Genomic DNA, 14,199 nt, shown 5'->3' with positions numbered 1-14,199 from the left:
CGAAGCGTAATGACCAATGACTATGATCAATAAACCCGTTCTCCGCCAATCCAGGTCTGGCGAACTTTTGTATCGCGGAGCTGCTCGTTCGGAACCAGCATAATGTCGCGATCAAGCACCACAAAATCAGCCTGTTTGCCGGGGGCAATAGACCCCCGTAGGTTATCTTCAAAACAGGCGTAGGCTGCCCAGCGCGTCATAGCCAGCAGTGCTGATTTGCGGTCAACAGCGTTTTCCATCTGGTAGCCGCCTGCCGGATAGTTTTTAGCATCCTGCCGGGCAACAGCGGCATGAAAACCAAACAGCGGGTTGACGGCCTCAACCGGGAAGTCGCTGCCAAACGCAATCAGGTTGTTTTGCTTCATCAAATCCTTAAACGCATACGCCCCTTTGACACGAACAGGCCCCAGCCGGTCACCAGCCCAGTACATATCCGACGTAGCGTGCGTGGGCTGGACAGACGGAATGACCGAATAACGTCCAAATTCCCAGACATCTTCGGGCGAAACAACCTGTGCATGTTCAATACGCCACCGTCGGTCATTCCTGCCTTTCAGGAGTTTGCCGTAAAAACTGAGCATGAGGTGGTTAGCCGAATCACCGATGCAGTGCGTATTAGCCTGAAACTTTGAGCTATACAGCAGTTTAGTTACGCGCTCCAATTCAGCAGGACTAAGCAGTAGAAACCCGCCTGTTTCGGGCCGGTCGGCATAGGGTTTACGCAGGCAGGCTCCACGCGAACCGAGTGCGCCATCGGCATAGAGTTTAAACGAACGTACCGTCAGCCGTTCGGTTTGGAACGGACCTCGTTTCAGGAAATAATTCAGATTGGGTTCGCCGAGGCTAATCATGGCGTAATCCCGGATTTTGAGTTTGCCGGTTCGATGCAGACTATCGATCAAATTAATTTCGTCGGGGCTTATACCAGCGTCAGAAACGGTCGTCAGACCTAGCGCCACACAGGCTTTCTGCGCATTCAGCAGCATCCGGGTTTTGTCGGCATTGTCGGGTTGTGGAATCACGCGTTTGATAAGCAACATGGCATTATCCACCAATACGCCGGTTGGCTGATCATTTTCCAGCACGACCTCGCCCCCGGCAGTTTCGATCCTGCCGTTATGCTCGCCAGCCGGAGCGCCTTGGAGTTAACCAGCAGCGCATGACCATCCACCCGCATCAAAACTACGGGTACATCCGGGAACGCGGCATCCAATTTCTCTTTCGTTGGAAATACTTTCTCGGCCCAATCGTTCTGATCCCAGCCTCTACCCGTAAGCCACATCACTTTCGGGTGCGCCTGATAAAACGTTTTCAATCGCTCAATGACCTCATCGTACGACGTAGCACCCACCAGATCAGCCTGATCGAGCACCTGCCCCAGTCCCAGAAAATGGGAGTGCGGATCATAAAAACCAGGATAGACGGGTTGGCCGCCCATATCCGTTGTGGTTGCAGCTTCATATTGGTCGGCCAGGGCTTTGGCAGAACCTATAGCCAGAAATTTTCCATCTTTAATAGCAAAGGCATCGGCGGTAGAAAAACTTGAATCGGCCGTATAAATTCGGGCATTAGTGACTAGTAAATCGGCCTTTTTTTTGAAAGAACAGCCCCACAGCAGGGTTAATAGAGTAGAAAATAGCAGTACTGACTGTTTCATACCAGTTGACAGGAAAGGTTGCAAGATAAGCGAAAGCAGAATAAGCTGACGGGACAATGATAGATTCTTGTAATTTTGCTCTAATCGTCTTTGTTACTACCAATTCAATGAAGCTCAGCAGTTGGATTTTACTCTCTTTTTTGCCGTTATCGGTACTCGCTCAACAACCTAAAAATGCTATACAACGCGCTCAGCAACGTACCTTCACCATGGCTACGTTGCCGCAACCCGGCGAACTGCTAACGCTCCAACAGGCGATTAGTCAGGCCGTCGAAAAAAATTACCAGGTTCATATTAACCGGTCGCTGGAAGAGATTGCTAGAAACAATTACACAAAGGGGAATGCGGGCTATTTGCCATCACTCACTTTTAATGCGAACTCCAACGGTGGCCTGCAAAATTTCCGGCAGACCTTTATCGATAACATCCGGCCTCCGCAGGAAGCCAGAGGAATCTTCAACCGGACATCCAACCTGGGTGTCAACGTCAACTACACGATTTTCAACGGATACGCCCGGCGGTCGCTCTATGCGCAGCTTAAGCAATTGCTTCAGATAAGTACAGTAAACACCCGCGCCAATGTCGAAGCAACCGTGGCGAGCGTAGCAACGAGCTATTATGATGTGGTTCGCCAGCTGCAACGCCTGATCGCGTTTAGTCAGGCGCTTGATATTTCGCGGGAACGGCTCGAACTGGCCCGGGCCAATTACGATGTTGGTACTCGCTCGAAAGTCGATTTCCTAAGTGCTCAGGTCGATTACAATACCGACAGTGCGGCTCTGCTCTCGCAGGAACAGGCGCTACGTAACGCCAAAATTATCCTGAACACCTTATTGATCAGGGAGCCACAAACCGAGTTTTCGCTTCGTGATTCGATCATTGCCCGCCCTGATCTGCAACTGGCACCGCTTCAGCAGTCGCTGACGCAGAACAATCCGCAGCTTGCTGCCGCTGTGCTTAACCGTACTGTGGTCGATCTGAATTTACAGCTCGCTAACGCGCAGCAATTACCGCTCGTTACGGCGCAGACAGGCTACAACTATCAGTTTCAGGACAACCAGGGAGGATTTGGGGTAGCTACTGGCCGAACTAGTGCGTTAACCTACAATATCGTTGCTGCAATCCCGATTTTTAACGGGTACAATCTGAAACGCCAGATTCAGAACGCACGGGTCAATAACATTATCGCGCAGGATCAGGAGCTAAACCAGCGCCTGCAACTCCAGTCGGCGCTTAGCCAGACGTATCAGGCTTATCAGAACAACCTGCAGCTATTAAATCTGGAGGTGCTAAACAATCAGCTGGCCAATCAGAACGTAGAGATTGCCTATGATCGGTATCGCATTGGTAACTCAACCTTTGTGGAGTTTCGGGATGTGCAACGTAACGCCATTAACGCCCAAACCCGACTGATTGAGGCCGAATACAATGCAAAAGCCGCCGAAATCGAACTGCTACGTCTCAGCAGTACCATCACGCAGGAATTGGGTTTATAGCCGGATTAAATAAAGAAGCGCCTGCTACCGATCACATTAACTAACGTAATCGGTAGCAGGCGCTTCCTGTTTCCGTAAAATAACAGCCCAAACGCAGCCGTTCAGGATATTTTTTTAGGATCGATCACTACGTGTCGGATGCGTTGGCGTTTCCAGGTGTAGGTAATGTGAATGAGGCCGTCGGTAGTCTGGATCACGGCGGGATACGAATATTCGCCCGGTTCATTTTCCAATACAGCCAGTGTTTTCCAGGTTTTTCCATCGCTGGAAATAGCTACGTCGAGCGGGGTGCGGGGGCCACTCTTACCCGCTACGGGCGATGTGGGGTTATACACCAGCACTTGTCGGCCATCTTTCAGGGTTACGGCATCCGTACCGGAATTTGGATTTGGCAGTGAGGTTTTCTGTAAAGGTGACCAGGTTTTTCCGCTATCCTTCGACCAGGTTTCCAGAATAAAACCCGCTTTCTGAGCCCGGCAAAGCGCCTGCAATTGCCCATTTGGGTGAAACAGAATACTTGGCTGGATGGCGCCATCTTCAACACCTTCATTGATGGGTGGTGTTTTTTGCCAGGTTTTGCCCCAGTCGCTGGTTTGTTCGAAATGAACGCGCCAGTTATGGTCTTCTGAACTGGTTGGACACAGCAGCACACCCGACGACAACAAGACCGGCTTATTTTTTATCGGTCCCAGAATTCCTTCCGGCAGTCGTTCCGCTGCCGACCACGTTTTGCCATTGTCTTTCGACCGCTTCAGCATCCCCCACCAGGTTGAGGGACTAGGCCCGATTTTATAGAACAACAGCAACTCGCCACCGGGAACCTGAAACAACACGGGATTCCAGCAGGGGAGCCGTTTCCCATCGGGCTGTACGCCTGTAGCTACTTCAACGGGGGAGTCCAGCCGGTTTTTGTCTTGCTGCTCACCCAGATACCGACATCGGGATGGCGTTCGTGTGTGCCGCCAAACCAGGAGGCCACCAGCCCGTAGGGCGTTTCGGCCAGGGTAGACGCATGGCATTCCGGGAAGGGCGCCTGTTCATAAATCAACTCCCGCTGCACAACCGCAGGGTTGCCTGGCTGCGCAATCAGGCGATACGTAATGAGAAATAAGGAAACGGTTAATGAGAGGGCTTTTTTCATGCTATGGCAAATGGGTTGAACGAGTTCTGCTGGTACTGAGGTAGAGACCGCCAGTACGCTCTGTATTGATTTAAGCGCGATAATAGGCATTTATACGCTTTCGCGCTTTACAATTGACGGCGATTGGGCAGGGCGTTTTCCAGATCTTCGCGGTAGTTGCGTCCAACCGGAATTTGGTGAGCGTTCATTATCAGTCGGTTGTGTTCGATACGGGTAATGCGGGCTACAGCTACGATAAACGATTTATGCACACGTACAAACCGGCTCTGTGGAAAAATATCGTGCATGGCTTTGATGGAGCCTTTGATAACGATTTTGCTGGTTGTTGTATAAATAATAGCGTAATCTTTCAGTCCCTGAATATGGGTTACGTCGTCGAAGTTCAATTTAATACGCTGAACGCCACTCTTGACAAATATCGACTCGGGTGCTGTTTCGGATGCGTTTTTCTCAAGGTTGACGTTTTGATCTTTCAGCGCCAAAAAGTCGCGGATTTTTTCAATAGCCTGCAAAAATCGGGGATAGGCAATGGGTTTGAGCAAAAAGTCGATTACGCCGAGTTCAAAACCTTCGAAGGCATAGTTGCGGTAAGCGGTTGTGAAAACGGTAATCGGTGGACGTGTGCGAGTGGTTTCGGAAATCTGATTCAGGAAGGTAAGGCCATTCATGCCGGGCATTTCAATGTCCAGAAACAACACATCGGCTTCGTGGCTTTCCAGATACAGAAGGGCTTCCTGAGCATTGCCAAACGGACGTACCGATTCAACAAAATCGAGCCGGGCCAGATAGCTTTCCAGTACTTCCCGCGCCAGAGATTCGTCGTCGATAACCAGGCATTTCAGCATGAGCGTAATCGCGTTTTAAACAGAGAGTTGTCATCGGCATGGAAGAAAGGAATCAGACCTATTGCCAAAAACAGGTGGCGAAAAAGAGTTTCCATGGTTCGCTCATTTTCAAGGTTCGGAAGCTATGACTCAGCAAATGAGATGTGCAAGGCCGCTTTATACGTATTCAGCCGGTCTTCTGTCTGAAGCGTATAGCGGCCGGGGTACAACAATTCCAGCCGTTTTCGCAGGTTCGTCAGGCCAATGCCGCCTTTCGCATTTTTCGGAAGCGTTGTCGGCTTATTGTTTTCAATGGTTATGTCTACGGCAGTCGGCTTCAGGGTTAGTGTTCCGTGCAGCCAGGATTTTTCGGCCTGTTTGCCAATGCCATGCTTAAACGCATTTTCGACTAACGGCAGGAGCAGAAGCGGGGCTATCTCCTGACCATTTGGGCTTCCCTGGATGTGTAAAGCAATGTCTGAATAATCGCCACAACGCAACTTTTCCAGTTCAATATAATTCTGCAGGTAATTAATTTCCCGTTCGAGAGGCACCCGCGTATCGTTGCTGTCATAGAGCATGTATTCCATCATTTCCGACAGTTTTAACACCATATCGGGCGCCAAATCCGATTTCTTCAGCGTTAAGGCGTAGAGGTTATTGAGAATGTTGAACAAAAAATGTGGGTTTACCTGAGACCGTAGAAAATTCACTTCGGCCTGTAGCTTTTCTACCGCTATTTTTTGCAGCAACCGCTGCTGTTCATACCAGTCGATACTTAGTTTCAGCGGCACCATCAGGCCTAGGTACCATAACGTACTGAAAAAGTTGTAAGACAGCGTTTCAAGCCAGTTTCGGCTTTGGGTAGGCGCGATGATGAAGCCATAAATGAGGTAATCGTAAAAGGCTTGTATGAGCAAATAGCCCACAATGGACAGAAGTACCAGCGAGACGTACCGGAGATACCGCCCGGTCAGCAAATAACGTGGAAGCAAATAATGCAGATTGAGGTAGGCGATTCCGATTAGAAGAGCTACGCGGATGACGACGCAGGCCACAAAATAGGGCAGCCCTGCCTTATAAATCAGGTAGCGTTTCTCGTACAGAAAAAAGCCGGTAATCAGCACCCAATAAGCAGTATGGACCAACGCGTATTTGACCGGGATAGTCCGGTTCGAGAGCGGAATTTTTATCTGTCTGTCCAGAAAGTCCATATCAAAACCAGTTGTAACCCAGTGTAAATGAACAAAAAAGACAATCGCCATGAAAATTATATCGACCAACGACCGAAAAAGTAGAGCAAGGAAATTGCCGCTGAAAATTCGTCTATTTTTTCAGCTGTTGGTCTATTATTTTTTGCGATAATGAACGTCTGTCGTTGTTTTGGTAGCGCATTGGCCAACGTGCTGATAGTCAGCCAATTTATCGTACACCTTTTTACCCGCTTACATTATGAAAAATCAATGGGTTTTTCTGCTCATGGTCGCAATGCTGACCGTTACGTTGCATACGTTTGGTCAGAACAAAAAAGTAGGCGGCCCCTGCGAGGGCTGCGAAGCGATTTACGAGAGTCCAGCGCCTTTTGATAAGCTGGAAACGGTTGTTAAACTACCCGACGCTACGTGGGACGGCAAGAAGCCGCTGGGTATTAATGGGGTTGTATATAAAGCTGACAGAAAAACACCGGCGCCGGGCGTCGTTATCTACATCTATCATACCGATGAGACCGGCCATTATACAGCCAAAGCGGATGCCAAAGGGTGGGAAAAACGGCATGGCTCCATTCGTGGATGGATGCGTACCAACGAAAAAGGTGAATACAAGTTTGTTACGTTACGTCCGGCATCTTACCCCGGTCGCACGGATCCAGCGCACATACACGTAACCGTAAAAGAGCCTGGCCTTCCTGAATATTACATTGACGAATACCTGTTTGACGATGATCCGCTCCTGACCGCCGACAAACGGCAAAAGCTCGAAAACCGGGGCGGAAGCGGGATTCTAAAGCTTATCGACGCCGGGAATATGTATAAAGCCGAGCGACATATTTACCTCGGTCAAAACATTCCGAATTACCCTGCAAATCAGTAATATTTATTTTGGTCAATGGACCAGCGAAGCCATGCAAATAATTGAGATTGACTAAACTGTTGACAATAAGCTTAATATGAGCGTTTTTGTCATTCCGACGAAGGAGGAATCTCAATTCTCCCAGTTCAATTACTAAGGGCACGTTGAGATTCTTCCTTCGTCGGAATGACAAAAAACGCTTTTCAAGGACAGTTTAAAACAGGCATATTTTTCAAATTTTTCTCATTCAGGCGTACAATTCGTTGCAAGGCTAGTTAGGTGGCTGTGAGTCGCTGATAGACGGGGATGCTGTGAAAGGCACCTAATTTTAAATAATAACCGATCGGTCAAGCGAACCAAAAGCCAAGTGACTTTGCGTCGTCTGGCTTTCTTTTTTTGCGGTTCTGGCTTTCGGTTAATTCAATTTTAATCTTTTAGGAAGCTTTGTGCAACGTTTCTCTCTGCCCGGCGTCATTAGCGTATCGTAACAACCACTACACCAAACTCCACTAGTACGGTCGTTAATCGGCACATCCTATGAAATCTTTTCTACTTTCCCTGCTCGCGTTCGCGCTGAGCACAGGCTTCGTATTGGCTCAGCAAGCTAAAATCTCGGGCTTACTGCTCGATTCCACGGCCAGCAAACCCGTTGAATTTGCGACAGTAGCGCTGATGAAAGAAGGCAAGTTGATTCAGGGAGTTACGGCCGATGCTAAAGGTTTTTTTCTCTTCTCTAAAGTTAATAATAGCCCCTATTCCATCCAGGTTTCGTTTGTCGGCTACACACCGAAAACGGTTTCGAACGTAACAGTAGCCAATGGGCAGGATGTAGAGGTTGGTATTATCAAACTGGCCCAGTCTGTGCAGAAACTGGCTGAGGTAACCGTAACGGAGCAAAAAGCGTTGTTTGAGGAGAAGTCGGATCGGATGGTGTACAATGCCGAAAAAGATATCAGTATAAAAGGCGGAGATGCCACCGACGTACTGAAGAAGATTCCGTCGATAGCCGTTGATATTGAAGGGAATGTACAGCTTCGCGGGAGCTCAAATATCAAGGTGTTGATCAATAACAAACCGTCCAGCATTGTGGCCCGCAGCATTTCGGACGCCCTCAAACAGATTCCGGCGGATATCATCAAGCAGGTGGAAGTCATTACGTCACCATCGGCAAAATACGACGCCGAAGGCACCGCCGGCATCATCAATATCATCACCAAGAAAAATTCGTTACAAGGCACCAATGGCTCCATCAGCCCCAATTTTGGCCAATGGAATAACTGGCAGAACGCTACGCTGAACCACCGGATGAAAAGCGTTTCTATATCGACGAATGCCGGTTACAGCGATTGGAAAAATAAACGGTTTATTCAGTTGTTACGGTCATTTACGGCTGGCGATACGGTCACCAACCAGAACCAGACCCAATGGGTAACGGGTAACGGTAAAAACTTCTACGGCACCCTGAACGTCGATTGGGACGTCGATTCACTGAACCGGATTGGAGCTGGCTTAAACTATTACAACGGCATCAATACCAACGGTTTCGATATCAATTTTGAAGAAAGTAGCCGGGGCATTATTAGCCAGTATTTTCGTCGCGACATGAGCCGTACCTACGACTGGGCCGGAGCTACCATCAATCTGGATTATACCCGCTTGTTTAAAAAGCCCAAAAAAGAACTGACGTTTCTGATGCTCTACTCGTTTGAAGGCGAAGACAGCGACTACTGGGCCAACCTGTTGAATCGGGACAATGCCATTTATTACCGCGAGAAAAGTTACAACATCAGCAACAACAAAGAAGGAACCCTTCAACTCGATTTCACCAACCCGCTGGATAGTGTCAGTACCCTGGAGATGGGCACCAAAACGATCTTCCGGCAGATACTAAGCGACTATCGTATAGCCAGTGCCGTTGACGGCTCAACCGACTTTAAAGACATGCCTTCGCTGGCGAACGTATTCGACTACGCCCAGCAAGTGGCCTCGGCCTATGCGGTTTATAACCGCACCTCAAAGAAAAAATGGGGATACAATCTGGGGATGCGCTATGAGCACACATTTATTCAGGCCAATTTCCTGAACGGAACCGCGCCTTTTTCGAACAACTACGGCAACTTTATTCCGAGCGTCAGCCTGTCGCGCAGTTTGCCCAAAGAGCAGAAAATCCGGCTGAATTATTCGCAGCGGATCCAGCGGCCTCAGTTTTACTACCTGAATCCGTACGTCAACCAGTCGGATTCGAAAAATCTGTACGGTGGTAATCCATATCTGAAACCGGAGTTAACCCATTCTGTCGAAGCAAACTACAGCGTTTCGATCAAGCAGACGAGCCTGAATGCATCGTTCTTTCTGCGCCAGACAAACAATGCCATCGAAAGCATCAATACGGTCGACGAGGAAGGGGTTCTGAAGCAGATTTTTCAGAACGTAGCGCAGAATTCGGCCTATGGCGTGAACCTGAGCGCCAATACGAAACTGACGAAACAATGGTCGATAAACGGGTCGCTCAACGTGTTTTACAACGTACTGGAAAGCGCAGAGCTTAAAACCCGGAATGCCGACTGGATGTACCGGATCAACCTGAATTCGAGTATTGATTTTGGGAAGGGCTATAAAGCACAACTCTTCGGTTTTTACAATTCTGCCCGTGTAGGGCTGCAGGGTACGTATGGGGGCTTCGGGTTCTACAACGTAGTGCTGCAAAAGGAAATTCTGAAGAAAAAAGGCACCATTGGCTTTGGCTACGACAATCCGTTCAGCGAGACCATTGGCTGGCGTAATGATTTTGTCGGCCCCAATTTCGTGCAGACGCAGGAGGTAGCCATGTATCGCCGGGGCTGGCGGCTGAATCTGAAGTACGAGTTCGGTAAAATGGGCGGTAACCAGCGCCAGAAAAAACGGATCAGCAACGACGATAAAAAGTCGGGTGAAGGAAGCAATTAAAACGATTTTATTGGCTTAGTACGTCAATGATATAGCTGATTGGCCATTGGCACCCCCGGCCCCCTGAAGGAGGAGAAGTCCAACGTGGATTTTCTCTTCTTCAGGGGGCCGGGAGTATTACGTAACAGCACGATCTATACCGTGCTAGACACGACAATTTACGCCTGGAGAGACAGGTACGTAACAGGTGTTCTACCACCCTTATTTCGCATTTCATCCACCGCTTTTTCCGGTTGATCGCATCGACCGTAGCGAAGCGGTTATTGATGTGCCAACTTTGAATCGTCAAACAAACGACACCTATCCACACCCCTGAGTTTTTTAAAAATTAAGTCTATCCATACCCATAAACAACAACACAATGAACCGCTTAAACTCTTTACTACTTGCCGCTACGGCCACCTTAATGCTGACGACCTCATCCTGTAAAAAAGATAGTGAAACCGTGCAGCCGGGCGGCAGCGAACCAGCTTTCGTTGGCAAAGCAATGATGATGACTTCGTTTCAGGTCAACCCGGCCATCGATCTCGACGCTGACGGAAAACTGGACACCGACCTGACCATTTTTCTGCGCGATTGCGACAAAGACAACACCATTACGTTTGAGAAAAACGGCGTCATGTCGGGCAGCAACGGACAACTATCCTGTTCATCCGATGAAGCCGATCCGTCGGCTGCTAAACCGAGCCACTGGACTTACAACGAGTCGACGAAAACCATCCGGATTGTGAAAGACAACGACCCTACAGACGTATCGGAATGGAAAGTTGTGGACGCTTCGGCTAGCGGTCTGAAAGTAGAAGTATCGGTTAACGAGCCAACCCGGTCTTACAAAACCATCATGGTCTGGAAGCCAGTCTAAAACACGAGTAAGTCAATCATTGCGACTATATCTACACCCTCCTTTTTTCAATCAATCACCTTTCATCTACACCTGGGGCAGCTGTGTGAACGCTCTGACAATCAGCGCAGCTCCCCGAAACGTTTAATCAGATATGAAAACATTAGTTATTGGCGGTACCGGTACCGTAGGCAGCCTTGTTGTGCAGGAATTGTTACGTCGGAATCAGGAAGTTCGTGTGTTGGTCACCTCGTCTGAGAAAGCTTACCAACTGCCTGCTGGTGTCGAATTTCGCATCGGCAACCTCGATGAGCCCGCTACGTTGCCCAAAGCATTCGACGGTATTGATCGTGTGTTTTTGCTGAATCGCCAGAGCCTTACCGAAGTTGCTCAGGGCATGTATGCCGTATTTGCTGCCCAACGGGCCGGTGTAAGCAAAATCGTTTACCAGAGCATTCATAATGTTCGGCAGGGGGGCATATTCCGCATTTCCGCCCGAAAGTTTCGATTGAAAATGCCATTGTACGGACCGGAATGAACTACACGTTTATCTGCGCCAATAATTTTTACCAAAACGACCTTTGGTTTGCCCAGGCTATTGTTAATCAGGGGCTATATACACAACCCATTGGGCACATCGGCCTGAGCCGGGTTGATGTTCGGGATATTGCCGAAGCGAGCGTTACGGCCCTGTTATCAGACGAGTGGAATGGCCAGTCGATTTCGCTTTCGGGTCCCGATGTCCTGAATGGTGAGGAAACGGCCCGAATTCTGAGTGAGCAGTTTGGGTATTCGGTCAGATACGCGGGAAATGACCTGGAATCCTGGTCGGCTCAGGCCAGACAATGGCTACCGGGCTGGATGGTCGACGACTGGGTGGAGATGTATCAATTCTTTCAACGTCAGGGCTTTAAAGCATCGGCGGAAGATATCGCTCTATTGTCGAAAGTACTGGGAAGGGCACCCCGCAGCTATGCCGATTACCTGAAGGATTATGCGCACGTATTCCAGCCAAAGCTTGAGTTCGCCTAACCGATTTTCATTTATCTACACCATGAAATCTCTTAAAAAATATTCGGCGTTGGCATTGGCAGGCGCTGGCTTCTGGCTGATGGCCGCTAAGACGGGTGACGTCATGACCGAACTGGGCATCGAAACGCCCAAGCTTCAGTACGACGTACTATCGAATCTGAAAGAAGAAAAATGGTTTTTCTTCAATGCGACGGGTTCGATGCGGCAAATGGCCCGCCGTATTCCGGAAGAGTCGCGGGCGGTAACCGTTCGGGCACTGGGTAAAGTCGTTCGGACTTACGTTGAATCGTCGGTTTTTAAAGACGCCTGGCTTCAGGATTTGCGAACAATTTACCCGTATGATGAGCGGTATACGGCCGAAGGTATCGCCAAAAAACAGCAGCAGGACAATGCCGAAAGAGCGGCTATGAAAAGCCAGCTAGGCGCGCAAATGGCGGCCATGGATCAGGGATTCGCGCAGATGGACCCGGCTATGCTCAAAATGGCGGCTCAGTCGCAACTGGTGCGGGAGGAACGGGAGCTTGCTTCGCTAAGTGGGGCCGAACGTACGACTCAGGCGCAGCACGTAGCCAATCTGAAAAAGATGATGAGCCTGCCACCGGCAGAATTTAAGAAGCAGTACCTGGCTTCGCTCAAGCAGCAGATGCTGACTAATGTCAATCAGGAAAATACCAACGATGACCTTGACAAGGATCGCATGGCCGAGGAGCGCCAGAAAAAAGCCGAATTCGATGCGCACGCTAATTTCCGGCCTCTCCTGAAAAAGCGCCTACAGGACTTCATTACGTTGAGCGAGTCTGTCGATTTTGAGGCCCGGCTGGTGCCAATGGGTCGTAAACAGGCCTTCGCCAATCCGGTATATGAGCGCAAGCCCAGCGAATGGAAATTTCTCTACCGAATGGGTAAAGGACCTGTAATGGAAGCCCGCTCATTTGCCAGACAATGGCTGGCCGAACTTCGCTGATCTGTTGGTAACACTAAGAGAAAGAAGGCATTGCTATCTTTTTAAATTGGTCTGAATTAGCCAACAACTCGTTCCTTTTTTGGTTATCTGTGTAGCTGAGGCTGCCTGTTGACACTGTAGCACGGTTCAACAGGCAGCCTCAGCCATTACTCAACGACGACGCTTATGGAAAATGTAATGGCACGGTTCTACAGAAACCTATTCGCCGACTCGATACCGATGAAGACGAAAACAGCCAGTGGAACGAAGACAGATGCAAGTAAAAAGAGCTTTTTTGCCAACGCCTGGATCGTACTGCGCGATGCGTTCAATGGCTTTACTGACGATCGCTGTCTGAAACTGAGCGCTGCGCTAGCTTATTATACTATTTTTCCCTGGCCCCCCTGCTGGTACTGGTTATCTCTGTGACCAGTATATTTTTTGGCGAAGAAGCGATACGTGGCCAGATATTTGGGCAGATCAACGGCCTGGTGGGCAACGAAGCCGCCAAGCAAATTCAGGATATGATCAAAAGCGTAGGGCTGTCGGGCAAAACCAATACAGCTTTAGTGATTGGCATTATTACGTTATTAATCGGTGCTACCAGTATTTTCGTTGAAATTCAGGATTCTGTAAACCTCATCTGGCGGGTTAAGGCTAAGCCGAAACGCGGTTGGCTCAAATTGCTTAAAGACCGGCTGCTGTCGTCTTCGTTAATTGTAAGTCTGGGTTTTTTGCTGCTGGTATCGCTGATTGTCAATGGCGTTGTACTGGCGCTAAGTGATCAACTATCGCGCTTTTTACCTGGCCTTGGCGTTTACGTTGTTAGTGGAATAAATTTTCTCATTAGTACCGCCGTTGTTACCATTCTGTTTGGTGTCATCTTCAAGGTACTGCCCGACGCCAAAATCGATTGGAAAGACGTACGGGGAGGAGCCATTTTTACGGCGCTGCTCTTTATGCTTGGTCGTTATTTGATTGGTTTGTACATCGAAACGACTAGCACCAGTTCAACGTACGGGGCCGCTGGCTCACTAATTGTGATCCTGACCTGGATTTACTATACGGCTGCCATCCTGTATTTCGGCGCGGAGTTTACACTGGCCTATGCCAATCATTTCGGGGTTAAAATCGAACCTGCCGACTATGCGGTATACGTAGAGCAAACCGAACGCGAGCGCGACGTAGCGACCATACCCACTGAAAAGAAGGTAGAGGAAGCCAAAAAGTAAAGCAGTTTCCTGCTGGT

General features: G+C 49.1%; 9 protein-coding genes and 3 pseudogenes. 8 read left to right on the top strand and 4 right to left on the bottom strand.

Annotated elements, in window-relative coordinates; genetic code table 11:
• Positions 1 to 26 precede the first annotated feature (26 nt).
• A pseudogene (locus tag LN737_RS29220) lies at positions 27 to 1,657 on the bottom strand (amidohydrolase).
• 107 nt (positions 1,658 to 1,764) lie between these two features.
• On the opposite strand from LN737_RS29220, the gene LN737_RS29215 reads away from it, so the two are divergent.
• A complete protein-coding gene (locus tag LN737_RS29215) occupies positions 1,765 to 3,153 on the top strand; it encodes a TolC family protein (protein WP_405514531.1) in 1,389 nt (462 codons plus the stop codon).
• A 101-nt stretch (positions 3,154 to 3,254) separates the two neighbouring features.
• On the opposite strand, the pseudogene LN737_RS29210 reads toward LN737_RS29215, so the two are convergent.
• From LN737_RS29210 to LN737_RS29200, 3 genes and pseudogenes are all read right to left on the bottom strand, one after another.
• Positions 3,255 to 4,294: pseudogene (locus tag LN737_RS29210) on the bottom strand (exo-alpha-sialidase).
• A gap of 107 nt (positions 4,295 to 4,401) precedes the next feature.
• Positions 4,402 to 5,139 carry a LytTR family DNA-binding domain-containing protein gene (locus LN737_RS29205; protein ID WP_405514529.1) on the bottom strand — a complete coding sequence of 246 codons (738 nt, stop codon included), beginning with the start codon at positions 5,137 to 5,139 and terminating at the stop codon, positions 4,402 to 4,404.
• A gap of 122 nt (positions 5,140 to 5,261) precedes the next feature.
• Positions 5,262 to 6,383 (bottom strand): sensor histidine kinase, encoded by a 1,122-nt coding sequence (locus LN737_RS29200; RefSeq protein ID WP_405514527.1) that lies wholly within the window; start codon positions 6,381 to 6,383, stop codon positions 5,262 to 5,264.
• A gap of 187 nt (positions 6,384 to 6,570) precedes the next feature.
• Here LN737_RS29200 and LN737_RS29195 point away from each other — a divergent pair, with 187 nt between their 5' ends.
• The 7 genes and pseudogenes from LN737_RS29195 (at position 6,571) to LN737_RS29165 (ending at position 14,182) form a co-directional block, all read left to right on the top strand.
• On the top strand, positions 6,571 to 7,209 hold the full coding sequence (locus tag LN737_RS29195) for an intradiol ring-cleavage dioxygenase (RefSeq protein WP_405514525.1): 639 nt from the start codon (positions 6,571 to 6,573) through the stop codon (positions 7,207 to 7,209).
• A 516-nt stretch (positions 7,210 to 7,725) separates the two neighbouring features.
• Positions 7,726 to 10,134 (top strand): TonB-dependent receptor domain-containing protein, encoded by a 2,409-nt coding sequence (locus tag LN737_RS29190; protein WP_405514523.1) that lies wholly within the window; start codon positions 7,726 to 7,728, stop codon positions 10,132 to 10,134.
• A gap of 361 nt (positions 10,135 to 10,495) precedes the next feature.
• A complete protein-coding gene (locus LN737_RS29185; RefSeq protein ID WP_405514521.1) occupies positions 10,496 to 10,996 on the top strand; it encodes a hypothetical protein in 501 nt (166 codons plus the stop codon).
• A 133-nt stretch (positions 10,997 to 11,129) separates the two neighbouring features.
• The gene (locus LN737_RS29180) at positions 11,130 to 11,513 is read left to right on the top strand and encodes an SDR family oxidoreductase (protein ID WP_405514519.1); all 384 of its coding nucleotides are present in this window, start codon (positions 11,130 to 11,132) and stop codon (positions 11,511 to 11,513) included.
• A complete protein-coding gene (locus LN737_RS29175; protein WP_405514518.1) occupies positions 11,510 to 12,007 on the top strand; it encodes a hypothetical protein in 498 nt (165 codons plus the stop codon). The genes LN737_RS29180 and LN737_RS29175 overlap by 4 nt, the downstream gene beginning before the upstream one ends.
• A gap of 22 nt (positions 12,008 to 12,029) precedes the next feature.
• On the top strand, positions 12,030 to 12,971 hold the full coding sequence (locus tag LN737_RS29170; RefSeq protein ID WP_405514516.1) for a hypothetical protein: 942 nt from the start codon (positions 12,030 to 12,032) through the stop codon (positions 12,969 to 12,971).
• 219 nt (positions 12,972 to 13,190) lie between these two features.
• A pseudogene (locus tag LN737_RS29165) lies at positions 13,191 to 14,182 on the top strand (YihY/virulence factor BrkB family protein).
• Positions 14,183 to 14,199 lie beyond the last annotated feature (17 nt).

The organism is Spirosoma sp. KNUC1025 (assembly GCF_045160025.1).
Lineage (GTDB): Bacteria > Bacteroidota > Bacteroidia > Cytophagales > Spirosomataceae > Spirosoma.
The sequence above is the reverse complement of the archived record's forward strand: the minus strand, read 5'-3'. Positions and strand labels throughout refer to the sequence as shown.